The 23,592-nt window shown below is 43.3% G+C and carries 21 protein-coding genes; 10 read left to right on the top strand and 11 right to left on the bottom strand.

Going from position 1 to position 23,592, the window contains the following annotated elements; translation table 11 throughout:
* Positions 1-9 precede the first annotated feature (9 nt).
* The 11 genes from G5B06_RS07755 to G5B06_RS07705 all read right to left on the bottom strand — a co-directional run bounded on the left by G5B06_RS07755 (position 10) and on the right by G5B06_RS07705 (position 10,800).
* Entirely contained in the window at positions 10-873 is an 864-nt protein-coding gene (locus tag G5B06_RS07755) for an ABC transporter permease subunit (RefSeq protein ID WP_148445698.1), read from the bottom strand.
* On the bottom strand, positions 870-1,910 hold the full coding sequence (locus tag G5B06_RS07750) for an ABC transporter ATP-binding protein (protein ID WP_148445700.1): 1,041 nt from the start codon (positions 1,908-1,910) through the stop codon (positions 870-872). Before G5B06_RS07750 ends, G5B06_RS07755 begins: the two co-directional genes overlap by 4 nt.
* Before the next feature lie 208 nt (positions 1,911-2,118).
* Positions 2,119-2,838 (bottom strand): 16S rRNA (guanine(527)-N(7))-methyltransferase RsmG, encoded by a 720-nt coding sequence (rsmG, locus tag G5B06_RS07745; protein WP_173762160.1) that lies wholly within the window; start codon positions 2,836-2,838, stop codon positions 2,119-2,121.
* Between the two features lie 54 nt (positions 2,839-2,892).
* The gene (gene mnmG, locus G5B06_RS07740) at positions 2,893-4,779 is read right to left on the bottom strand and encodes a tRNA uridine-5-carboxymethylaminomethyl(34) synthesis enzyme MnmG (protein ID WP_173771680.1); all 1,887 of its coding nucleotides are present in this window, start codon (positions 4,777-4,779) and stop codon (positions 2,893-2,895) included.
* 602 nt (positions 4,780-5,381) lie between these two features.
* On the bottom strand, positions 5,382-6,758 hold the full coding sequence (gene mnmE, locus G5B06_RS07735) for a tRNA uridine-5-carboxymethylaminomethyl(34) synthesis GTPase MnmE (RefSeq protein WP_173771678.1): 1,377 nt from the start codon (positions 6,756-6,758) through the stop codon (positions 5,382-5,384).
* Between the two features lie 353 nt (positions 6,759-7,111).
* Positions 7,112-8,122, bottom strand: coding sequence for an RNA-binding cell elongation regulator Jag/EloR (gene jag, locus G5B06_RS07730; protein WP_173771676.1), 1,011 nt, complete (start codon positions 8,120-8,122; stop codon positions 7,112-7,114).
* Between the two features lie 21 nt (positions 8,123-8,143).
* Positions 8,144-9,466: a membrane protein insertase YidC gene (yidC, locus tag G5B06_RS07725; protein WP_173771673.1), complete on the bottom strand. Its 1,323-nt coding sequence runs from the start codon at positions 9,464-9,466 to the stop codon at positions 8,144-8,146.
* An 83-nt stretch (positions 9,467-9,549) separates the two neighbouring features.
* A complete protein-coding gene (yidD, locus tag G5B06_RS07720; protein ID WP_015526553.1) occupies positions 9,550-9,762 on the bottom strand; it encodes a membrane protein insertion efficiency factor YidD in 213 nt (70 codons plus the stop codon).
* On the bottom strand, positions 9,740-10,102 hold the full coding sequence (gene rnpA, locus G5B06_RS07715) for a ribonuclease P protein component (protein WP_173762165.1): 363 nt from the start codon (positions 10,100-10,102) through the stop codon (positions 9,740-9,742). The genes yidD and rnpA overlap by 23 nt, the downstream gene beginning before the upstream one ends.
* Positions 10,103-10,184: 82 nt before the next feature.
* A complete protein-coding gene (gene rpmH / locus G5B06_RS07710; RefSeq protein ID WP_005423866.1) occupies positions 10,185-10,319 on the bottom strand; it encodes a 50S ribosomal protein L34 in 135 nt (44 codons plus the stop codon).
* 205 nt (positions 10,320-10,524) lie between these two features.
* Positions 10,525-10,800: a hypothetical protein gene (locus tag G5B06_RS07705; RefSeq protein ID WP_173771671.1), complete on the bottom strand. Its 276-nt coding sequence runs from the start codon at positions 10,798-10,800 to the stop codon at positions 10,525-10,527.
* Between the two features lie 90 nt (positions 10,801-10,890).
* Between G5B06_RS07705 and dnaA the strand changes: the two genes are divergently transcribed.
* From dnaA to G5B06_RS07655, 10 genes are all read left to right on the top strand, one after another.
* Complete coding sequence (dnaA, locus tag G5B06_RS07700) at positions 10,891-12,261, top strand: chromosomal replication initiator protein DnaA (RefSeq protein WP_148445714.1); 1,371 nt, start codon at positions 10,891-10,893, stop codon at positions 12,259-12,261.
* Between the two features lie 277 nt (positions 12,262-12,538).
* The gene (gene dnaN / locus G5B06_RS07695) at positions 12,539-13,654 is read left to right on the top strand and encodes a DNA polymerase III subunit beta (protein ID WP_173771669.1); all 1,116 of its coding nucleotides are present in this window, start codon (positions 12,539-12,541) and stop codon (positions 13,652-13,654) included.
* A gap of 177 nt (positions 13,655-13,831) precedes the next feature.
* Positions 13,832-14,038: an RNA-binding S4 domain-containing protein gene (locus tag G5B06_RS07690; protein WP_021650164.1), complete on the top strand. Its 207-nt coding sequence runs from the start codon at positions 13,832-13,834 to the stop codon at positions 14,036-14,038.
* A gap of 4 nt (positions 14,039-14,042) precedes the next feature.
* A complete protein-coding gene (gene recF / locus G5B06_RS07685) occupies positions 14,043-15,134 on the top strand; it encodes a DNA replication/repair protein RecF (protein ID WP_148445718.1) in 1,092 nt (363 codons plus the stop codon).
* Positions 15,135-15,180: 46 nt separating this feature from the next.
* The gene (locus G5B06_RS07680) at positions 15,181-18,057 is read left to right on the top strand and encodes a tetratricopeptide repeat protein (protein WP_420314378.1); all 2,877 of its coding nucleotides are present in this window, start codon (positions 15,181-15,183) and stop codon (positions 18,055-18,057) included.
* A gap of 29 nt (positions 18,058-18,086) precedes the next feature.
* Positions 18,087-18,968: a 16S rRNA (adenine(1518)-N(6)/adenine(1519)-N(6))-dimethyltransferase RsmA gene (rsmA, locus tag G5B06_RS07675; RefSeq protein WP_148445722.1), complete on the top strand. Its 882-nt coding sequence runs from the start codon at positions 18,087-18,089 to the stop codon at positions 18,966-18,968.
* A gap of 401 nt (positions 18,969-19,369) precedes the next feature.
* A complete protein-coding gene (locus G5B06_RS07670) occupies positions 19,370-19,837 on the top strand; it encodes a DUF1002 domain-containing protein (RefSeq protein WP_173762170.1) in 468 nt (155 codons plus the stop codon).
* A gap of 535 nt (positions 19,838-20,372) precedes the next feature.
* On the top strand, positions 20,373-21,278 hold the full coding sequence (locus G5B06_RS07665) for a 30S ribosomal protein S1 (protein WP_021975982.1): 906 nt from the start codon (positions 20,373-20,375) through the stop codon (positions 21,276-21,278).
* A 35-nt stretch (positions 21,279-21,313) separates the two neighbouring features.
* The gene (locus tag G5B06_RS07660; protein WP_118063668.1) at positions 21,314-22,984 is read left to right on the top strand and encodes a putative manganese-dependent inorganic diphosphatase; all 1,671 of its coding nucleotides are present in this window, start codon (positions 21,314-21,316) and stop codon (positions 22,982-22,984) included.
* A 13-nt stretch (positions 22,985-22,997) separates the two neighbouring features.
* Positions 22,998-23,579 (top strand): flavin reductase family protein, encoded by a 582-nt coding sequence (locus G5B06_RS07655; RefSeq protein ID WP_021975984.1) that lies wholly within the window; start codon positions 22,998-23,000, stop codon positions 23,577-23,579.
* Positions 23,580-23,592 lie beyond the last annotated feature (13 nt).

Below are 23,592 nucleotides of genomic sequence, written 5' to 3'. Positions count from 1 at the left end.
ATTCACCCCCTAGTTCCAGCGTCTCTTCTGAATGGACTGCATGGTAAGGAACAGGCAGATTGCAATAACAGAAATAAAATAAACAATTCCTGTCACGTCAAACACACCGTTTGTAAAGTTTTCATAATGTCCGCTCAGGTTAAATACGTTCAGTACTTTCTGGATACCGCCCTGGAAAATACTGGATTTTATAACGTATACGATCACAAGGGCTATTTCTCCCACAACACCGATCACTGCAGAGATCAGAACATTTTTGATCATGGTATAAATAATAATTGCGATTGCCACGATCAGAAGTCCAAATGCTACTGCGGTTGACATGGAAGTCTGTGAGAAGAAGGAAGAAATTCCATTCATCATATAAAAAGAAAACAGGAACACAAAAGTAAGTACTGCTGCAATTACCTGGCTTTCTGTAAGTGCTGACATAAATACACCGATTGCCAGATTGGCACATCCCAGAAGGAAAAATCCCAGGATTCCGGTGTATGCAGAAGCATATGCTACTGTTCCGAATTTACTCATGATCAGCGGATAAAAGCACATGATCACAACCGGAATAGCAAACACTGCTACCAGTGCAAGGTATTTTCCAAATACGATATCCCATACGGATACCGGCGCTGTCAGAAGAAGCTGATCGGTTTTTTGTTTGCGTTCTTCTGCGAGTACACGCATGGAAAGAATCGGCACACCGATCAGAAACACAAAGGTCAGTGCGCTTAATGTATATTCAAACTTTGAGTAACCACCTGAGAGCTGATATGCAGAAAAATAAATTCCGGTCAGCACCAGGACAAAAAATATGAAGAGATATCCAACCATGGAGGTCAGATAACTTTTCAGTTCTCTTTTAAAAATTGCTGTCATGACTGATCCCCCTCTTTCTCATCAGAAGTTTTCTCCGGTTCCTCAGATTTATCTTCTACCGGTTTCCACTGTGATTTCTCCGGGTTTCCGGTGGATTTCTTTTTTTCTCCTTCGGTGAGTTCAAGGAATACATCCTCAAGGGAAACTCTCTTAACCTGCATCTCGTAGATCGGGCAGTTTGCTTTTGCCATGACATAGAAGACTTTTTCCCGGATGTCCACATTTTCCTGAACGGAAAGCTTTGTTTTCCACAGCTCTTCATCGCTGTCGTAAGACATTTCCACACCGGTAACGCCTTCGATGGTTTCCAGGCCTTTTCGGATGGTGTCTTTCTCGCCTTTTATTTTCATAAGGAGACTGTTGGAACCTGCTGCCAGACGTTCCAGATTATCCGGCGTATCACTGGCTACCAGTTTTCCGTGAGAAATGATCAGAACATAATCGCATACGGCTCTTACCTCGGAAAGGATATGGGAACTTAAGATAACTGTATGTTTCTGTTTCAGGCTTTTGATCAGGTCACGGATCTCGATGATCTGCTTCGGGTCAAGTCCTACGGTCGGCTCATCCAGAATGATCACTTCCGGATATCCCAGGATTGCCTGTGCAAGGCCGACTCTCTGGCGATAACCTTTGGAAAGGTTTTTGATCAGACGATCTTTCATGTCTGTGATCTTTACCATATCCATGACTTCTTTTATCTGTTTGTCTTTCTGGTTTCTTGGGATTTTTTTCAGATCAGCCGCAAATTTCATGTACTCAAGAACAGTCATGTCAAAATAGAGTGGCGGCATTTCCGGCAGATAGCCGATGCATTTCTTGGCTGCCTCCGGTTCTTCCAGAATATCATGACCATCGATCATTACTTTTCCCTCTGTGGAAGCAATGTATCCTGTGATCATGTTCATTGTTGTTGATTTTCCTGCACCGTTGGGTCCCAGGAATCCGTAAATTTTCCCCTTTTCGATTTGAAAGGAAAGATGGTCAACTGCAGTATGATCGCCATACTTTTTGACCAGATTACTTACTTCGATCACTTTACTCTCCTCCTTTAAGCATCTTTACAATAGAAAATGCCCCTGGATGAAACAGAGAATGGGGGAATCCAGGGGCATCTCTATCATTGTATAGTGTAAGAGTAATTTGTGATAAAAGTAGGATAACTTTGTGATAATTTTGTGAAACCGATGGGCAAAAAAATCTCCTGTCGGACAAATTTTGACTTTGTTCGACAGGAGGAGAAAATTATGCCAGTGGCTCCCGAAGCGGTGTTCCGGCTTTTCTCGGGTATTTGCCTGGAGTGTTTTTTATCTTCTCGATGATAACCAGGGAGCGGCTGATCTCGGAGCCTGGAAGGTCGAAGTACTGAATGTCGCGGATCTTTCCACCGAGGATCTTTACTGCTTTCTCCGCTGCTTCTGCTTCTTCTTTTACAGAACCGGATTTATAGGAGACAAAAAGTCCTCCGACTTTTACATATGGGAGACAGTATTCGGACAGGGTTGCAAGGCCGGATACTGCTCTGGATACGCAGAGATCGTATTTTTCTCTGTAGGCTTTGTTTTTTGCGTATTCTTCGGCTCTTCCGTGGATGGCGGAGATGCCATCAAGTCCAAGGAGAGCAAAGGTTTCTTCCAGAAATTTTACTCTCTTATTCAGGGAGTCCAGAAGGCAGGCCTCTACTTCCGGAAAAGCAATCTTCAGGGGAACCCCCGGGAAGCCGGCACCGGTTCCGATATCCATGACTGTTTTTACCTTGCTCATATCTACGGCTTTGACGCAGCAGAGGCTGTCCAGGAAATGTTTCACGAGAACCTCGTCAAATTCTGTGATACCGGTCAGGTTCATGACTTTATTTTTTTCTACAAGGTATTCGTAGAACTGGATGAACTGGTTTTTCTGCGTATCATTGAGAGTAATTCCAAGTTCCTCGCAGCCTTTTTCAAGGATTTCTAAATTGTACATGCAGTTTCCTCTCTTATTCTTTGTTTTTCTGTGGTTTTATTGTTCAGAATGTTATCAATGTTTATGTCCGGCTTTGCTTTCCAGGTATACCAGAAGTACGGAAATATCAGCAGGGGATACGCCGGAGATTCGGGATGCCTGGCCGATGGATACCGGTCTGTAAGCTTCCAGTTTCTGGCGTGCTTCGATGCGGAGGCTTCCTACATCTTCATAATCAATGTCTTCCGGAAGTTTTTTCTGTTCCAGTTTTTTGAACTGTTCTACTTGTTTCATCTGACGGCGGATATAGCCGTCGTATTTGATGTTGATCTCTACCTGCTCACATACATCTTCCGGAAGTTCCGGTCTTTCTTTATCAATCGGCGCAAGTACTTTATAGTTAAGTTCCGGTCTGCGGATCAGTTCTGCAATGGTGGTTCCGGATTTCAGCAGTGTGCTGTTCAGGGATTCCAGAAGGCTCTGTACTTCTGCGGAGCCGCCTACAGTTGCATGCTCAACTCGCTCGATCTCTTCCTGGATCATGCGCTCTTTTTCCTGAAGTTTATGGTAAGTCTCATCATCGATCAGGCCGACTTCCCAGCCTTTTTTGCGAAGACGGAGATCTGCGTTGTCCTGGCGGAGAAGCAGACGATACTCAGCACGGCTTGTCATCATTCGATACGGCTCATGGTTTTCTTTTGTTACCAGATCATCGATAAGAACACCGATATATGCCTCTGAGCGGTCCAGGATCAGCTGTTCTTTGCCTTTTACCTCCATAGCCGCATTAATTCCTGCGATGAGGCCCTGAGCGGCTGCTTCCTCGTATCCGGAGCTTCCGTTGAACTGTCCGCCGCTGAAAAGACCTTTGATCTTTTTGAATTCCAGTGTCGGATAGAGCTGGCGTGGATTGATGCAGTCGTATTCGATGGCATAGGCATTTTTTACGATTTTGGCATGTTCCAGGCCTGGTACGGAATGGTACATTTCGTACTGAACATCTTCCGGAAGGGAGCTGGACATTCCGCCGATGTACATTTCATTTGTGTAAAGTCCTTCTGGCTCGATGAATACCTGATGGCGTTTTTTGTCTGCAAAACGAACGACTTTATCTTCAATGGACGGGCAGTAACGTGGTCCGGTTCCTTCGATCATTCCGGAATAAAGAGGGGATCTGTCCAGGTTTGCACGGATGATCTCGTGTGTTTTTTCGTTTGTGTAGGTCAGCCAGCAGGATTTCTGCTCAATCTGTACGGATTCCGGATCTGTGGAGAACGAGAACGGTACAACTCTTTTGTCTCCGAACTGCTCTTCCATCTTGGAATAATCAATGGTGTTTCCGGCGATTCGTGCCGGGGTTCCGGTTTTGAAGCGGAACATTTCGATTCCAAGTTCTTTCAGAGAATCGGTGAGGTAGTTGGCTGCCTGGAGACCGTTAGGGCCTGTGTAGTTGCTGACATCACCATAGATGCAGCGGGCTTTGAGGTAAGTTCCTGTACAGAGGACTACGGCTTTTGCGTGGTAAGTGGCTCCTGAGAAGGTTTTTACACCGGTGATATGGCCGTCTTCTACCAGAAGTTCGGTTACTTCGCCCTGGCGGATGGTTAAGTTCTCTGTGTTTTCCAGGGTTTTTCGCATTTCTGTGCTGTAGGCCTGTTTGTCGGCCTGGGCACGAAGGGAATGGACTGCCGGGCCTTTGGACTGGTTGAGCATTTTGGACTGGATGAAGGTTTTATCTATATTTTTGCCCATTTCTCCGCCGAGGGCGTCCAGTTCGCGGACAAGGTGGCCTTTGGAGCTGCCGCCTACATTGGGGTTGCAGGGCATCAGGGCGATGCTGTCTACGCTGACTGTGAACATGACTGTTTGCAGGCCCAGGCGGGCACTTGCTAATGCGGCTTCGCAGCCTGCGTGGCCGGCGCCTACTACTATGATGTCGAAAAACTGTTCCAGATTTTTCATGCTTTTTCTCCTTTATTTCTTTTTTATTTCTGTTTTTGTTATGTTTATTTTGTAATGTATGTTTTTCTTCCTTGGCAAGGGGCTGAGTTTTTTTGCTTTGGGAAGCTAAGAAAAACCGCAAAGGGGATGTGGAGCGGTGTTGGCTTGTTTCTGTATGCTTCGGTGTTGGATGTGGAGCGTTGTGCCGATGTTGTTTTTAGTGCTTCGATTGTGGTAAATGTAGCTTTATTGACTTATTTCTGTATGCTTCGGTATTGAGCGTGGAACGCTGTGCCGATCGTTGCAGTGTAGCTGTAACGAGATTCTCGACGTGCGGTGCACGTCTGCGGGGTTTTCGCTGCTTTTTGTAATACTTTCTGTTTGTCGCATTTCGGCTTAGTGTTGAATTGCCAGTACAGAAGCATACAGGTATAAGTTAGTAACTTTCCGTGTTCTACAATCGCTGCACTTTGTAAAAAAAGGCCCAGGGGTGTGCAGAGGGGCGCGGCCTTGTGCCCCTTTGCGGTTTTCTCACATTCCAATGTGAAGTACCTCTGCGGGTTTCCGCAGCCTATGCATATGCATAGCCAAGTCCCTGCGTACTCACGCAACCCACGTGGGAACTACTTGCCCATACAAAATTTAGAGAATATTTCATTAACAAGGTCTTCCCCAAGCGATTCTCCCAGAATCCGCCCCAAACTCTCATATGCATCTGTCAGATCTATGGAATAAAAATCCTCCGGCATTCCGCTCTCTATACTGTTCTCTACCAGAGAAAGACTCTCCTGCGCTTTTAAAAGCTCCTGTCTGTGCCGTTCATTGGTGATATATACTTCATCATTGAAGTTTATCTCCCCACTAAAGAACATTTCTCTGATTTTTTCTTCCAGGTCTGTGATTCCTGTTTCTTCTTTTGCGGAAATCGGGATCACTGGCTGGTTTATTCTGCTCTTTAAATCTTCTATATCTATAGCAGATTTAAGATCTGTCTTGCTGTAGAGGACAATTGTCTTTTTCTCTTGCAAAATTTTTATGATCTCTTCATCGTTTTCATCCAGCGGTACGGATGAATCTACAACATAGAGAATCAGGTCTGCGTCTGCTGCCATTTCTTTGGCTTTGGATACGCCGATTTTTTCTACAATGTCTTCGGTCTGGCGGATTCCTGCTGTGTCGGCGATCTTTAATGTGATTCCGTGCAGGTTGATGTACTCTTCCAGAACATCTCTTGTGGTTCCTGCGATGTCAGTTACGATGGCTCTGTCTTCTCCCAGGAGCAGATTCAGCAGGGAGGATTTTCCTGCGTTTGGCTTGCCCAGGATTACTGTCCGGATGCCTTCCTGGATAATTTTTCCGTCTCCGGATGTCTTTAACAGATTCTGTATTTTTTCTTTTTCTTCTGCTACGATCTGCTCTAATTCTTCGGAATATCCTGTCAGATCATAGTGCTCCGGGTCGTCCAATGCCGATTCAATGTACGCTATATGGTACAGTAATTTTTCTCTGATTTGCTGTACGGTTTTTCGGACTGATCCCTTTAATTGGCCTACAGAATTCTTTAATGAGTACTCATTTTTGGACTGTATTACGTCCATAACGGCTTCTGCCTGGGATAAATCGATCCTTCCATTGAGGAATGCTCGCTTGGTAAATTCTCCTGGTTCGGCAATAATGGCTCCGTTTTTCAGCACGGTTTCCAATACTTTTTTCATGGCCAAAACGCCGCCGTGACAATCAATTTCTATAGTGTCTTCTCCCGTATATGTCCGTGGTCCGCGCATGGCCATAACCAGCACTTCGTCTACCATCTCTTCGTTATCATAGATATATCCATAATGAATGGTATGGCTTGGGACGTTTTTCAGAGATTTTTTTCCACCTTTGGAACGGTATACTCTGGATGCGATCTCAAAAGCCTCCGGACCACTGATCCTGACGATTCCGATTCCCGATGCACTCATGGCTGTGGAAATCGCAGCAATCGTTGTCTCTTCCATTTTTCACTCTCCTTTATCCGGTTAAACGAAAAAATGTTACTCCGGAAAAGCTTTTTACACGCAAAAAACACGTGTTATTCACGCTTTCACCTAGAATAACATCTTCTGTCAGTTTCCATATTTATAAAGCTGATCTCTGCATTCCGGATGTCCGCTGCAGAAATATCTTTTATTATTTGCTCTTCAATGATTATAAAGAATTGTTACGGAGATTGCAATGATAATTTTTAACCAAATCAAGTAAGTCCCCTGCTTCAATTGCGAATATCCGCTTGACTTTCCGGTTTTATGAAAAAAAGCCGCATCCACGAAGCTTAACGCTCCGGGATACGGCTTATATTCTTACCACTGAATCAGTAATTATTACGTTTCAGTTTTACCACTACATGTCTGTAAGGTTCTTCTCCCTCACTGACTGTCTCTACATAGCGGTTGCCCTGCAGAGACGCATGGATGATTCTTCTCTCGTATGGATTCATCGGTTCCAGAACTACCGGTTTTCTGGTTTTCTTTACCTTGAAGGCAATTCCTCTTGCGAGGTTTTCCAGAGTTTCTTTACGGCGGCGTCTGTAGTCCTCTGTATCAAGCTTTACACGAATATAAGTAGATTCGCCTTTGTTTACTACAAGGCTTGTCAGATACTGTAATGAATCCAGTGTCTGGCCTCTTTTTCCGATGAGGATACCCATATCCTCACCTTCAAAATCTACATCCAGAGAACCGTCTGCAGTGTTGTATTTCGATGTGATCTCCACTTCTCCAAGATCCATGGAACCGAATACATCACGAAGAAATACGACTGCTCTCTCCTCAACTTCTTTGATCTTCTCCGGATCGCTGAGGATTTCTACCGGTCTGCCCTGCTTCGGTGCTCTCTCACGTGTTTCTTTCGGCTGACGCTCCTTCGGAGCTCTCGGCTGTTTTTCACGTGCTGGTTTTGCTTTGCCCTGGAAATCTCTTGCCGGTCTTTCCTTCGGCGCTGCAACCTTCACAGGTGCTTCTTCGGATGCTTTCTCCACCTGTACAGCTTCTGTCTTCACCGGTTTCTTCTCCTTTACAGGAGCTACTTTCGGTGCAGATTCTTTCTTTACATTTGGAGTAAATGGCTTGTCTAATTTCTTCTCTTCTTTGATAGCGTCCAGTTTCACGGACTCTACCAGATCATCGATCTCCTGCATATCAGAAACTGGCTCGATTCTGCGAACTTTAATTATGGCAGGTTTGCTGCCGATTCCGAAGAATCCGGAGCTGCCTTCACTGATAACCTGAATATTAAGCTGGTCACTGGAAGTTCCAAGCTCAAGACACGCTTTTGTGATAGCTTCATTCTTTGTTTTTGCTGAAAACTGAATGTAATCCTCCATTACGAACCCCTCCGTTCCTGATTATTTTTTCTTATTTCTCTCATCAAAGTCTCTTACGAGATTAGCTTTAGCTGTGATGCTGCCTGATTTTGCATTTCTTGCCTTCTCATAAGCAGTATCAACCTTCTGTGCTCTGTCTGAAGCACCGTTGTTTCCGCTGTTACCCTTATTGATCACAGGTTTATTGATATTCTTGGCGGACTGATGAGCCTGATTGGTGATCTTCTGCGGCGGAAGTCCTTCCTTCGCACGCTTTGCTTCGATCTTCTTCATATTCTCATTAACCAGATCATCAATGTTCATCTTATCAAGATGACGATTGATCGCAAACTGCTGGGCACTTCGAACGACAGCACTGGCGATCCAGTAGATACCAAGACCAACCGGGAATGTGAAACAGAAGAATGCAGACATCAGAGGCATGACCATGTTCATGGTTTTCATGGAGTTTGCCATTGCGCTGGCCTGATCATTTCCGTCTGCCGGCTGTGTTGCAGCCTGTGGCATAAGCTTCAAGTTCAGCATCTGAGTTGCCCATGCAAGAACCGGGATCAGAAGTGCTACGATCGCAAGTAACAGAGAACCATGATTTTTGAAGAACTCCATGATATAGTACAGCGGCTGATCTGCGATATTCAGGCCACAGAAGCCCTGCATCTTGGAAATATTTCCGGATGCTTTTGTGATCGCATCAGAAAATCCTGAAAACTGATCCATCTGTGCCAACTCTTTCCACTGGGAAGGAGAAAGTGCATACAGAAAATCAACAATAGAGTTACTTGTAGCATTTCCGGCACTGTCCATAACGAGACGTACTCGTGTCATGGAATGGTCTGTGATAAACTGCTGCAGGATATCTGTGTATCCGTTTACAGCTAACAGGTTGTCAACTACACCAGTAAAAATGTTCTTTACACTTCCAACGTAAGCAGGAATCCGGTAGATAACCTGATACAGAGCAAACAGAATAGGCATCTGAATGGCTAACTGTACACAGCTACCGGTTGGAGAAACACCATATTTCTGATAAACAGCCTGGGTTTCTTCGTTCATTTTCATCATGGAGTCCTGATCCTTTTTACCCTGATATTTCTTCTGGATCTTCTGGATCTCGGGCTGCATGATCGCACTTAACTTGGAGAATTTCTGCTGCTTGATCTGCAGCGGTGTCATAAAGGCAAAGATAAGAATACTGAAGATAATGATACAAAGACCAATGTTCTGGATTCCGAACAGGCCGTCAAGCATCTTATATATGCCATCCATGATCCATCCCATCACAGACGCGATCTGTCCGATAATAGGAGTTCCGGTTTTTGTTGCTAAAAACAGTTCCAAATTCATTTCCTCCTAGACTTCTTATTCAATTGTAAAAGTCCAATGGTAACTGCCCTGCCCGAGAAAAGGCCAGACAGTCACAAAATAATTCATGGCACAGGGTCATAGCCTCCATGGGAAAAAGGATTGCATCGCAGAATCCTCCATGCCGCAAGAAGACTGCCCTTGAATGCGCCATATTTTTCGATTGCTTCTAAACCATATTGAGAACATGTGGGAATATAAGGACATTTCGTTCTCTTCATCGGCGATATATATTTTTGATAGAGTCTTATCATCTTAATCAGAAATTTCTTTATCATGTTCATGCCCTGTTATATGATGCTTCTTTGCAAGATGCATAAAAGCACTCTCGATCTCGTGAAAGCCTTTGCCCTTGGCAGAAGCTCTCGCTACTACTACAATATCAAGGTTACTGTCAAAATCTGTTTCGTTGAGACGATAACTTTCTCTGATCAGTCTGGTGAGTCTGTGGCGAACCACACTATTCCCTACTTTTTTGCTTACTGATATTCCCAGACGATTCTTCCTGTGCTGATTCTTCAGCACGTACATCACCAGAAGCCGATTTGCGTATGATGTTCCGTTCTGATATACAACTTTAAAATCTTGATTTTTCTTTAAGGACTCTGATCTGATCAAACGAATCCTCCTTAATTAAATTCCGTCTGCACGGATATTTCTCCGGATAGAAGAAAAGACCACATAAATGCGGTCTTGCAGCTTATGCTGATAACTGTTTTCTTCCTTTTAATCTTCTTGCAGCTAATACTTTACGTCCGCCCTTTGTGCTCATGCGAGCTCTGAAGCCGTGAACTTTAGCTCTGGATCTCTTTTTTGGCTGAAATGTCATCTTCATAGGTAAAGCACCTCCTTTATCTATTTTTAATTGTTATGAAATAACTTATCATTCAGAACATCGTTTCAATTATATAAATAAACATCCTTTTCGTCAAGGGAAAATTGCAAAAAACCCGATAAAATCAGGGGTTTGAAAAATACCGCCTGCCTCGTGGTTTTTATTTTTTACCCATATGTGGATTACGCTTATGGTTTACGTAACATTATCCACATTTTGTGGATAACTTGTGGATAACTAGTGGATTATCGGTAAAACTATTCACTGTTTCAGGATTATTTTTTTCAGTATCTTCAAAAAATCCCTTTATTTGCGGTATTTTGACAGTGGATAATTTTATACACATAAATTCTCCGTGTTTTCCACACAACGTCGACTTATGGAAACCAATTTGCCAGTTATACACTATTTTCCACCCTAATCCACAGTAATTTCCCCAAATTATCCACATTGTTTTCCCCAAAATCTCAAGGTTTTCCATTGCGAAAACACCATTTTCATTGTAATATATAAAAGGATATCTGTCTCCAGTCGCAGACTGGGGTTATTATAATACTCATGGGAGGAAAAAATGAACGCTGTTATTGAAAAATGGGAGGAGATCCTGCAAACTGTCAAATCTGAATATGAGGTGACTGATGTCCCTTTTAATACCTGGCTTAAGCCACTGAAAGTTTATGAGGTTGACGGGAATCTAATAACAGTGGCCGTTCCCTCTGAGCAGGCAGGTATTGGTGTTAATTACATCACCAAACGCTACAAAATACCTCTCCAGGTTACAATCTGTGTACTGACAGGCATGGAAGAATGCGAAGTTCAATTCGTTCTGGAAAAAGATCTCCTCAAGAAAGAAGAAGAAAAAAAACCTTCCTATGATAAACAGAATCGTGATACACGTTACGAAGAAGCACATTTAAATCCAAAATACACCTTCGACACCTTCGTTGTAGGAAGTAACAACAAATTCGCCCAGGCAGCAGCTCTCGCAGTTGCCGAATCTCCGGGGGATACCTACAATCCTCTGTTTATTTACGGCGGAGCCGGTCTCGGAAAAACGCATCTTATGCATTCCATCGCTCATTTTATACTGGAACACGACAAAAACAGCCGGGTTCTCTATGTAACCAGTGAGGAATTTACAAATGAACTGATCGAAACCATCCGAAACGGAAATAACACGGCAATGAGCAAATTCCGTGAAAAATACAGAAATATTGATGTTCTTCTCGTCGATGATATTCAGTTTATTATAGGAAAAGAATCCACTCAGGAAGAATTTTTCCACACATTTAACAGTCTTCACAGTGCCAAAAAACAGATCATCATATCTTCCGATAAACCTCCGAAAGATATGGAAATTCTGGAAGAACGTTTCCGTTCCAGGTTCGAATGGGGTCTGATCGCAGATATTACACTGCCAGATTACGAAACTCGAATGGCAATTCTTCATAAAAATGAGGAAATGAACGGTTACAGCATCAGTGAAGACGTTATCAAATATATTGCTACAAATATTAAATCCAATATCCGTGAGCTGGAAGGTGCCTTTAATAAGGTTATGGCAGGAGCCAAACTTGAGAAAAAAGAGGTTACTCTTGAACTTGCCGAACAGGCACTGAAAGATATTATTTCTCCGGATGAGAAAAAAATAATTACACCGGATTATATCATATCCGTTGTTGCTGATCATTACGGAGTAACGCCCGCAGACTTAAGTGGAAACAAACGAAATTCAAAAATCGTTATGCCACGCCAGGTTTCCATGTATCTCTGCCGTGAAATTATCTCCACACCACTGAAAAATATTGGAAAAGCTCTCGGAAACCGTGATCATACTACAGTTATGCACGGTATCGAAAAGATTGAAAACGAATTGCAGACCGACGATAACTTAAAAAATACCATTGATATATTGAAAAAGAAGATTAATCCACAAGGTTAGGAAAGTTTTCCACATTACTGGTGTATAACGTGTTGATTGTATGTGGAGAGATGTGTACAACTTTTTTGCGAAAAAACGGTGGTAATTTTATCCCCGCGTTATTCACATCCGAAACTACCACTTTTACACAAAGTTATCCCACTCAAAAAACCTTGAAAACACTGGCCCCGCGGGAGTTTTTCACAAAATCTGGCCCCCTACGGCGGTTACGGCGGATTTTTTCTATAAATATATTTATAAAAACCACAATTTATCCAGAAAGGGAGTTATACACATTATGAAAATTATCTGCTCCAAATCAAGTCTGTTAAAAAGTGTAAGTATCGCACTCAAAGCAGTTCCATCAAAAACTACCATGCCAATACTGGAATGTATTCTTATGGATGCAACAACAAACCAGATTAAATTTACCACCAATGACATGGAACTGGGAATTGAAACAATCGTAGATGGTACGATTGAAGAAAAAGGAAAAGTTGCTCTCGATGCAAAAATCTTTTATGAAATCATCAGACGACTTCCGGATAATGATATTACTATCAGAACAGATGATAAATATTCAGCAACCATCACATGTGAAAAAGCAAAATTCAATATTCCTGGTAAATCAGGAGAAGATTTTGCCTACTTACCAATGATCGAAAAGGATGAACCGCTGACAATTTCTCAGTACACACTGAAAGAAATGATCCGGCAGACCATTTTTTCTATTGCTGTTAATGAAAACAACAAACTAATGACCGGTGAACTTTTTGAAATTAAAGATAACTGTCTGAAGGTAGTTTCTCTGGATGGACACCGAATTGCTATCCGAAAAATGCCCCTTAAGAAAGAATATTCTGACCGCAAGGTGGTAGTTCCGGGAAAAACTTTAAGTGAGGTAAGCAAGATTCTTTCCGGTGAAGTGGATGATCAGGTAAGCATTTACTTCACAAAAAACCATATTTTATTTGAATTTGATCAGACTATGGTGGTTTCTCGACTGATTGAAGGTGAATATTTCAGAATTGACCAGATGCTTTCCAGTGATTATGAAACAAAACTCAAAATCAACAAAAAAGAATTCCTGGATTGTATTGACCGTGCAACACTCCTGGTTCGTGAAGTTGATAAAAAACCGATTATTATTAACATTACAGATAATGATATGGAGCTGCGTATTGATTCCACAATGGGTTCCATGAATGAAGAGATTGATATTGAGAAAGAGGGTAAAGACATTATGATTGGCTTTAACCCGAAATTCCTGATCGATGCACTTCGTGTTATTGATGATGAAACCGTTACAATTTATCTTGTAAACCCGAAAGCTCCTTGCTTTATCCGGGACGACGAAGAAAATTATACGTACCTGATTCTTCCGGTAAATATCAACCAGAATCAGGCCAGATAACAGCTTGTGCAATATAATGGACATAGGATAAGCTCTGAAAACTGCCAAAAGGTGGTAATTTAAAATACCACCTTTTAGGAAAATATCGGAAACGGGGGTATTTAACTACCGCCACTGGACAATATATTGGAAAGTGTTAACCGAATCCGGGAAAGAAAAATTTAAGAGGGTAAAAAATTGGAAATCAGAATTAAAGACGAATTTATCAAACTTGGCCAGGCTCTGAAACTGGCTGGCGTTGTGGAGGACGGCGTTGAGGCAAAATATGCGATTAACGACGGACTCGTCCTGGTAAACGGTGAAGTAGAGAACCGCCGTGGACGAAAAATCCATCCGGGAGATACCATTTCCTACGATGGAAAAGATATTTATGTAATTGGGTGAAAGAATGTACATTGAATCCATCAGATTGAATAATTTCAGGAATTATGAGTCGCTGGAGATGAATTTTGATCAGGGAACCAATATTCTCTACGGCGACAACGCCCAGGGAAAAACCAATATTCTGGAAGCAGTTTATCTGGCCGGAACCAGCAAATCCCACAAGGGAAGCAAGGACCGGGAAATGATCCGTTTTGAGAATGAGGAATCCCATATCCGAATGATGGTAAAAAAGGGTGGACTTTCATACAAGGTAGATATGCACCTCCGGAAGAACAAAGCAAAAGGAGTTGCCATTAACGGGCTGCCGATTCGCAAGGCGAGAGAGCTGCTCGGAGTGGTAAATCTGGTGTTTTTTTCTCCGGAGGATCTTAATATTATCAAGAACGGACCAGGCGAGAGAAGACGTTTTCTGGATTCAGAGCTTTGTCAGCTGGACAGTGTTTATATCACAGAGCTGGCCAGCTACAATCACATTGTGAATCAGAGAAACCGTCTTCTCAAAGACTGTTATATGAATCCGGGCCTGAAAAGTACGCTGGATATCTGGGATATGCAGATGGTTGATTATGGAAAAAAAATCATCGGAAAAAGAGAAGAATTTGTGGAAGAGCTGAATGAGATTGCAAAAGGCCTTCACAGAGGACTGACCGGCGGACTGGAAGAACTGGAGATTCTGTATGAACCAAGTGTGACAGAATCGGAGTTTGAGCAGAAACTGGCACAGAACCGGGATCGGGATCTCCGGATGAAACTGACTTCTGTGGGACCGCATAGAGATGATTTCTGCGTGAAGGTAAACGGGATCGATATCCGGAAATATGGTTCCCAGGGGCAGCAGAGAACAGCAGCTCTTTCACTGAAACTTTCTGAGATTTATCTGGTAAAAAAGAAAATCAAAGATACACCGGTTCTGCTTCTGGATGATGTTCTTTCGGAGCTGGACAGCAACCGGCAGACATATCTTCTGGAAAGTATACACGATATTCAGACACTGATTACCTGTACGGGACTGGATGATTTTGTGAGTCATCAGTTTGAGATTAACAAGGTTTTTCAGGTGGTAAAGGGGCATGTTTATATGCCTAAAGGGTTTTGACAAGCCCGTATGCATATGGTAAACTGATTCTGATTATGGAAAGTTGGTGAATATTTTGGATAAAGAGGAGTTTCGCGTCAAGCTGGGAGAGATCAACAAACTGGTTGAAGCCCGGGATTACAAAGGCGCCATGCAGATCGTTGACAGTATCGACTGGCGTCGTGTGAAAAACGTCCGTACCCTTTGCGTTGTGGGCGAGATCTACGCAGCTAACAAGCGCTATGAGGAGAGCAAGGAAATTTTTCTTCTTGCCTATCACAGAGCGCCGATTGGCAAGAACATACTTTACCGCCTGATTGAAGTTTCCCTGAAAATGGGACAGATCAGTGAAGCCACAGAGTTCTTTGATGAGTACAGAGAAGTGGCAGGTAACGATAACAGTCAGTATATACTGCGATACAAGATTGCCAGAGCGAAGAATGCATCTCTGAATGAACAGATCCGTATTCTTGAGGAATATAAGGAGAAAGAGTTTACAGAGCGCTGGTCCTATGAACTGGCCAAACTCTATTACAAGGCAGGAGACAAGCAGAAGTGCCTGGATCTCTGCAATGAGATGATTCTCTGGTTTAATGATGGAAATTATGTGATGAAGGCCCTTGACCTGAAACAGCGTATGGGAGTTCTCACAGGAGAAGAAAAAGAGAAATACGAACAGCGTTTTATTCCAAAACTGATTCCGCCGGAAAAGGCGAAGGAGATCAGGGAAAGTAAGGAAACAGAAACGGCAGGGGAGTCCGAGTATGAGGAATCCAGACCGGTTACAGATACGATTCAGGTAGATGATGAACGAGATCTGAACAGTGCTGAGACTTTCCAGGAGAAGATTTCCAAAGGTATCCGGGATATCTTCGGCGGTCATAAGAAGGCAGCGGAAGAACCAGAGGATATGGAAGAAGACGTACAGGATGAATCAGAAGATTCCACTGAGGAAGAGGCAGAGGATGTTCAGGAAGGTGAAGAAACACCGGAAGAAGAAACTGCTGCCACAGAAGAATCAGCAGAATCTGAGGAAACGGATTCTGAGGACACAGAGGAAGAAATTCCGGAATCTGAAGATGGAGAAGAACTGCTGTCATCCGGTATCGAAAATCTGTCCGGAGGAACTGCAGAATTAAAAGCAGAGATCCAGAAAGAAGCAGCAGAGCCTATACAGACTACAGAACAGGAATTATCCCAGAGTGTTGCAGAGATCATGAAGGCGTCTCAGGAAAAGGAATCAGAAGAGCCATCCGGCGTTCCGCTTAACGAGGAAGGAAAACCTGATTTCTCAGCGACAATCCGTATGCCACAGCTTAAGATTCCGAAATCAATGATCAATGTAGACCCGGAAAATGCAAGCGCTGCAGCCAAAATTCCGGACGCATCCGAAATTTTCGGAAGTATTGATGAAATTGCGGCTGAGGTGGCCAAGGATAAAGAAACAAAGGCAGAAACAGAAGAAGAGCAGGAGTTCAATCTGGAGGATACAATTCTTGCTGCCGCAACAGAGCAGGGAATTGATATTCCGGAAGAAGAAAAATCACCGGATGTACAGATGTCAAATGTAACTGAGGAGACAGATGACGAAGACGATCTGGATATCGTAGCGGATGAATTTGTTCCGGAAGAGCCGGATGCTGCAGATATTGAAGATATTATGGCGCAGATTTCCGCACAGCAGGCAGAAGATGCGAAGCAGTCTGAGCGTGAGCGCACAAGAGTTCCGGATCTGATTCTGGACGAAGATGAAGAGCCGGTTACAGAAGAAGATATGCAGGCTGCAGAAGCAGAATTTCTCAATGGCCCGGCCGGTGTTTCCAAGCCAGTGGAAGAGGACGCTTTTGAAGATATTGAAGAACTGAATGAAGAAGCACTCACAGATATGCCGGAGGAATTATCCCTGGATGAGGCTGCTTCGGAAGATGACACTGCTGAAAAGACAGCGGAGAAACTGGATGATGTTGCTACTGTTGTAGAAGAAGAGACACCTCTCGATGAGGAAGAAGAATACAGTACAGATGATGTTTCCGTTCAGAGTGAGGCAGAAGATGACGAAGAGGATGATTTTATCTCAAGCCTTACAGAAGATATGGAAGAGGACGACAGTGAAGAAGAACTCACGGAGGAAGAGCAGCTTGAGCGGTTCATCGAGGATATTCAGCCGGAAATTGATCCGAATACCATTATCTCCAGAAAAAGACAGCTCACAGATGAAGAGAAACAGCTTTTCACTTATTTTGTAGCAGTTCCGGGAATGAAAGAACAGCTGCTGGATGTGCTTTGTGATGTGCAGACGGGCGCTGCGGATCATACATCCCAGACAGGAAATGTAATCGTTATGGGTGGCAGAGAAACTGGAAAAACAAGACTGATTTCAAGTCTGATCCCGGCAATCTGCAAGGAGCTGAATATTGAGGCATCCAAGGTTGCCTACATATTTGCGGAAGACCTTAACGGAAAAAATATTGCAGAGATTGCATCCAAGCTTGCAGGCGGTTTCCTTGTTATTGAGAACGCAAACCAGCTTTCCCAGGAAACAGCAGATGAGCTTGATGAAGTAATGAATGGAAATACAAAGGGTATGATCGTGATCCTCGAGGATGAAAAGATCGGCATGCGTAAGCTGATCGCAAGATATCCGAAACTTGCGAAGAAATTTACATCCATGATCAATATTCCTGTATTTACAAATGATGAACTTGTTAATTTTGCCAAGGTTTACACCATGGAAAATGGATTCCGCATTGATCAGATGGGCATGCTTGCATTGTACAATCTGATCGGGATCAACCAGAAGGAAGATCAGCCGATGTGTATCGGAACTGTGAAGACCATGCTGGATAATGCCATGGCAAAAGCACAGGGCGGATTATTTAAACGCTCCAAGAAGCGTGTGGACCGTGACGGATTCACCGTACTTCTTGAAAAGGATTTCAGCTGAAAATAAACAGAAAAGCAGAGGTAAAAAATATGGCCAGACCTTATCTTGGTAACCCGAAATATACCATTGAAGTCCTTCAAAAGTATCATTTTGTTTTCCAGAAAAGGTTTGGTCAGAATTTTCTGATCGATGAACATGTTCTGGAAAAGATCATTGATTCTTCCGGAATAACGAAGGATGATTTCATACTGGAGATCGGTCCCGGAATCGGAACCATGACACAGTATCTTGCGGAAGCGGCCAGAGAAGTGGCTGCTGTGGAGATCGACAGTTCTCTGATCCCGATTCTTAAGGATACTCTGAAAGAATGGGACAATGTAACGGTGATCAACAACGATATCCTGAAAACAGATATCAAAAAGATTGCCGATGAAAAAAATGGCGGAAAACCTGTAAAGGTAGTCGCAAACCTGCCGTATTATATTACGACACCGATCATCATGGGACTTTTTGAGAAGAATGTTCCTGTGGATTCTATCACGGTTATGGTGCAGAAAGAGGTTGCAGACCGTATGCAGGTAGGACCTGGAACCAAGGATTACGGTGCGCTTTCTCTGGCTGTTCAGTATTACGCGAAGCCGGAGATCGTTGCAAATGTACCACCAAACTGTTTCATGCCACGGCCCAAGGTCGGAAGTGCGGTGATCAAGCTGACACGTTATGAGAAACCGCCGGTTGAGGTTCACGATGAACGCCTCATGTTCAGACTGATCCGTGCGTCATTTAACCAGAGAAGAAAGACTCTTGTAAACGGAATCAAAAACTCCGGAGATTTTTCCCTTGGAAAAGAAGAGATTGAGAAGATATTTGAGAAGTGTGGGCTTCCACTGAATATTCGAGGCGAAGCGCTGACACTGGAGCAGTTCGCCATGCTTGCCAACTGTATCTACGAAGAAAAAAATAATAAATAAAACATTACGCAAAAAGAACCCGGGCAGCTGTTCCGGGTTCTTTTTGCGTTTCCGGACGGGATAATTGGAGAGATATCCAATCCGGACATATATAACTTGTCATAGAAAGGAGGTTATGTCTGAGGTGTCAGACATAAGTAAGTAATGAAAAATTTACAATATTTATTCTATAAAGGAGATGTTAGGAAAGTTTGTTGAAAATATGAAAATATTGTGAATATATTTTTGAACTTATACATAAAGTCAGACCTGACAGGGCGAAAAACAGGAAAATTCCAGTTTACAGAAGGGTGGGGTATTGTGTTATACTGAGTGGCGTCAAAAAGGAACTGAAAATTATGGAACTGGAAACAGTTACAGATTATGGATAGAGGGCAGTGCCCTTCTGGAGGATGAATATTATGAAAAAAATGAACAGGATCACAGCACTGGTTGTTGCAGGCGTTATCTCATGTACTTCACCAATGATGGTCATGGCGTCTGATTCCAGCTCTGTTATGAGCCAGGCAGAGGAGATTCTTAAGGATAACGAGATCGAATCTCTTGCGTCTGACCCGGATAAAGTTGGAGATATTATTGTTTATGTAAAAGGGCTTTTTGATTCCAATCAGATTTCTGATGATGAGATTTCACAGGGAATTGATGAGGCAGCAGATCATTATGGTGTGACACTTTCTGAGGATGATAAGAATTCTCTCGTGAATATTATCAGCAAATTCAGAGGAATCGACATCAGTGATGACCAGATTAAAGGTTATGTAAGCGATGCATACAGTACTCTGAAAGATATGGGTGTTACAAAGTCTGATGTAAAGAATATTTTTGAGAAAGCGATCGAGTTTATTAAGGGTATGCTTTCCCGTCAGTAGGAGGAAGGTGTTCAGAATGGCACTTTTATTGGGATTATTATTCTTAAGTTTACTGGAAATGTACAAAATGTACAATATTTAGAACGCTTGTCAATAAAGCAAATGTGGCGTTTTTATAAAAAAAGAGGAAAAACAGAAAAGAAATTGTGCAAATACGCTAAAAGTTCACGAGCTGTTCATAATTTGTTCATATTTATCTGATACTATAATAACAGTTCGAAAGAACACTACGAAAGACGCTGTAATGGTGTGTATCAGTATCATTACACATACAATTTTTTTCATAATAATCGCCCCGGTAAGCCACTACCGGGGCACTCCTCGTTTTATGGGGAAAAATATCAGGAAATGTAGCCTCTGCCAATGTGCGGAGGTTTTTTTGTATAAAGAGACTATTTTGCATTCAAAAAAATAATAGCGTCGGTGGTTTGCCCATGCTATAATAATTAAGATTAAAATGAAAATCCGGCAGAAAGAATAAGAAAAAGGCCGGAAGTAAATGATGAAAAGATGAAGCGTGAACGGAGGTCAGGAAATGGCGGAGTCTATGAAAGATTTTGAGCAGGAGCTGGAGGCTTCTTTTAAGAAAATTGAGGAAGGTGATATCATCGCCGGGACAGTGGTCAGTGTGGATGAGACAGGAGTTGTTCTTGATCTTAAATATTATGCTGAGGGATTTATTCCGGCAGAGGAATTTTCCAGAGAGCCGGGATTTAATATTAAAGAGGCAGTTCAGCCGGGAGAAGAGATCCAGGCAACCGTTCTTAGGAAAGATGACGGACAGGGAAATATTCTTCTTTCCAGAGCAGAGGCAGCAGATGTACTTGCATGGGATAAACTGAAGGAGCTTCAGGAATCCGGGGAAGCACTGGATGTTGTTGTAAAGGGAATCGTAAACGGCGGAGCCATTGCTTATGTGGAAGGTGTTCGAGGTTTTATCCCGGCATCCAAACTTGCGCTGAATTATGTAGAGGATACAGAAGAGTACCTGAACAAGCCGCTTCAGGTTCAGGTAATTGATGTAGATAAAGAGAAAAAGAGACTGGTACTTTCTGCAAAGGAACTTCTCCGTGAGAAAGCAGAGAAGGAGCGCAGAAACAAGATTTCCAATATTGAGGTTGGTTTCGTGACAGAGGGAACCGTTGAGAGCCTGCAGCCTTATGGTGCGTTTGTTGATCTTGGAAACGGAATTTCCGGTCTGGTTCATATTTCCCAGATCTGCGAAAAAAGAATTAAGAAGCCATCAGAGGCGATAAGTGTGGGAGACAAGGTTAAGGTGAAAGTAATTGCGATCAAGGATGGCAAGCTGAGCCTGAGTATCAAAGAGGCATCGGATCTGATGGCGAAGGAAGTTGAGGAAGAGACTTTTGAACTGCCGGAGTCAGGAGAAGAGGCAACCACATCTCTTGGTTCACTTTTTGCGAACATCAAACTTGATTAATTGTTATATTTTTGGATGAAAAAGGATGGATGTGAATGAAGAAACAGGAGAGAATATTTGTAATCGGACATAAGAATCCGGATACGGATTCCATCTGTTCGGCGATCGCTTATGCGGATATTAAAAACAGGACTACACAGAGTAAGAGATATATTCCGAAGAGAGCTGGTCAGATCAATGAGGAGACCAGATATGTGCTGAACCGTTTTGGTGTACAGCCGCCGGCTTATCTGGGAAATATCGGAACACAGGTCAAGGATATGGATATCCGTCTCAGTCCCCAGGCAGACAAAAACATGTCACTGAAAAATACCTGGGATCTGATGCAGGAGAACGGAATCGTATCCCTTCCGATCCGTGATAAGGAGGGATGCCTGGAAGGTCTTGTGACCATCGGAGATATTGCCAAGACTTATATGGATACCACAGACAGTTATCTGCTTTCCAATGCGCGGACACAGTATCAGAGGATTGCGGAGACGGTTGGCGGAGAAGTGGTGGAAGGAAATGGCCACGGATATTTTGTCAAGGGACGTGTTCTGGTTGGAACAGCCAATCCGAAGATGATGGAGGAATTTATTGAGGAGAATGATATGATCATCATGGGAGACCGTGAGGAGGATCATCTTCAGGCCATCAGCCAGAATGTAAGCTGTATTATTGTAGGGCTGAACATTGTGGTTTCCGAGAAGGTTGTGAAGCTGGCCCACGAAAAAAATATCGTGATCATCCGGTCACCTTATGATACCTTTAACATCGCCCGTCTGATCAATCAGAGTATTCCGGTCAGCTATGTTATGAAACGGGATAACATGGTTACGTTTAATACCGAGGATTTTACAGATGATATCCAGGATGTTATGGTCAAAAACCGCCACAGAGCGTTCCCGGTTATCAATCCTCATGGAAAGTGTATCGGAACGATTTCCAGGCGTAATTTCCTGGACATGCACAAGAAAAAAGTTGTTCTTGTAGATCACAATGAGGTGGATCAGGCTGTTGATAATATTGAGAAGGCGGAGATTCTTGAGATTATTGACCATCATAAGCTTGGAACATTGCAGACCATGACACCGGTAGCGTTCCGTAATGAGCCTGTGGGATGTACGGGTACAATCCTTTATGAGATTTACGGAGAGCAGCGTCTGGAGATTCCGGAAAAAATTGCGGGACTTCTCTGTGCGGCCATTATTTCAGATACGCTGATGTTCCGTTCACCGACCTGTACACAGACGGATAAGATCGCTGCCAGCGCCCTTGCCCTGATCGCGGGAATTAAGATAGAGGATTTTGCCAGAGAGATGTTCTCAGCGGGAAGTAATCTGAAAGATAAATCCCCGGAGGAGATTTTTTACCAGGATTACAAGAAGTTTATCGGCGAGGGCAATGTTTCCTTTGGTGTGGGCCAGATCAGTTCCATGGACAGCGAAGAGCTGAAAGAGATCAAGGAGAAGCTGATGCCGTTTATGGTCAGCGAGTGTGGACGTCACGATATCACGAGAGTTTACTTTATGCTGACGAATATTCTGGAGGAATCTACAGAGCTTCTGTTTTATGGTGAGGGCAGCCAGCAGATGGCTGAGATCGCTTTTGAGAAGAAGCCGGACGGAGATGCGTTCTGTCTGCCAGGTGTGGTTTCCAGAAAGAAACAGCTGATTCCGGCGATGATGGAGGCTGCTCAGCTGATGAACAGCGATTACGCATAAGGAGGCCGGATCAATGGCAAAACAGATTTGGAAACCGGGAAATATGATCTATCCGCTGCCGGCAGTGATGGTCAGTGTCACGGACGGAGAGGGCAACGACAATATTATTACCGTTGCGTGGACAGGAACGGTCTGTACGAATCCGGCGATGGCTTATATTTCAGTCCGACCATCCCGTTATTCTTATGGAATGCTGAAAAAAACGGGAGAGTTTGTTATTAACCTTACAACAGAAAAACTGGCTTTTGCGACGGATTTCTGCGGAGTCCGTTCCGGCCGGGATGTTGACAAATTCGAAAAACTGAATCTTACGAAAGAGAAAGCGCAGTATGTTTCTGCTCCGATGATCGGGGAAGCGCCGGTTTCTATCGAGTGCAGAGTACGTGAGGTGAAGGAACTGGGATCGCATGATATGTTTCTTGCAGATGTACTTGCGGTCCATGCGGATGAAGCATATATGGACAAAAACAACAAGTTCCATCTCAATGATGCAGGACTTCTGGTTTATTCCCATGGGGAATATCTGGCTGGTGGCCGGAAGGTGGGAACTTTTGGCTACAGCGTGAAGAAGAAAAACGGTAAGAAGAAACGCTGAGAATAATACGGCA

This window comes from Blautia luti (assembly GCF_013304735.1).
Taxonomy (GTDB): domain Bacteria; phylum Bacillota; class Clostridia; order Lachnospirales; family Lachnospiraceae; genus Blautia_A.
Note: the sequence above shows the minus strand (reverse complement) of the source record. Positions and strands in the feature narration are given on the sequence as shown.

Bases quoted from the DNA above. Each gene is read 5' to 3' on its own strand.
- rsmA (WP_148445722.1), top strand. From the start codon at position 18,087: ATGGCCAGACCTTATCTTGGTAACCCGAAATATACCATTGAAGTCCTT.
- G5B06_RS07705 (WP_173771671.1), bottom strand. From the start codon at position 10,800: ATGGAAAACCTTGAGATTTTGGGGAAAACAATGTGGATAATTTGGGGA.
- G5B06_RS07660 (WP_118063668.1), top strand. From the start codon at position 21,314: ATGAAGAAACAGGAGAGAATATTTGTAATCGGACATAAGAATCCGGAT.
- G5B06_RS07755 (WP_148445698.1), bottom strand. From the start codon at position 873: ATGACAGCAATTTTTAAAAGAGAACTGAAAAGTTATCTGACCTCCATG.
- mnmE (WP_173771678.1), bottom strand. From the start codon at position 6,758: ATGGAAGAGACAACGATTGCTGCGATTTCCACAGCCATGAGTGCATCG.
- yidC (WP_173771673.1), bottom strand. From the start codon at position 9,466: ATGAATTTGGAACTGTTTTTAGCAACAAAAACCGGAACTCCTATTATC.
- dnaN (WP_173771669.1), top strand. From the start codon at position 12,539: ATGAAAATTATCTGCTCCAAATCAAGTCTGTTAAAAAGTGTAAGTATC.
- dnaA (WP_148445714.1), top strand. From the start codon at position 10,891: ATGAACGCTGTTATTGAAAAATGGGAGGAGATCCTGCAAACTGTCAAA.
- mnmG (WP_173771680.1), bottom strand. From the start codon at position 4,779: ATGAAAAATCTGGAACAGTTTTTCGACATCATAGTAGTAGGCGCCGGC.
- yidD (WP_015526553.1), bottom strand. From the start codon at position 9,762: ATGATAAAGAAATTTCTGATTAAGATGATAAGACTCTATCAAAAATAT.
- G5B06_RS07670 (WP_173762170.1), top strand. From the start codon at position 19,370: ATGAAAAAAATGAACAGGATCACAGCACTGGTTGTTGCAGGCGTTATC.
- rsmG (WP_173762160.1), bottom strand. From the start codon at position 2,838: ATGTACAATTTAGAAATCCTTGAAAAAGGCTGCGAGGAACTTGGAATT.
- rpmH (WP_005423866.1), bottom strand. From the start codon at position 10,319: ATGAAGATGACATTTCAGCCAAAAAAGAGATCCAGAGCTAAAGTTCAC.
- G5B06_RS07655 (WP_021975984.1), top strand. From the start codon at position 22,998: ATGGCAAAACAGATTTGGAAACCGGGAAATATGATCTATCCGCTGCCG.
- jag (WP_173771676.1), bottom strand. From the start codon at position 8,122: ATGGAGGATTACATTCAGTTTTCAGCAAAAACAAAGAATGAAGCTATC.
- G5B06_RS07665 (WP_021975982.1), top strand. From the start codon at position 20,373: ATGGCGGAGTCTATGAAAGATTTTGAGCAGGAGCTGGAGGCTTCTTTT.
- recF (WP_148445718.1), top strand. From the start codon at position 14,043: ATGTACATTGAATCCATCAGATTGAATAATTTCAGGAATTATGAGTCG.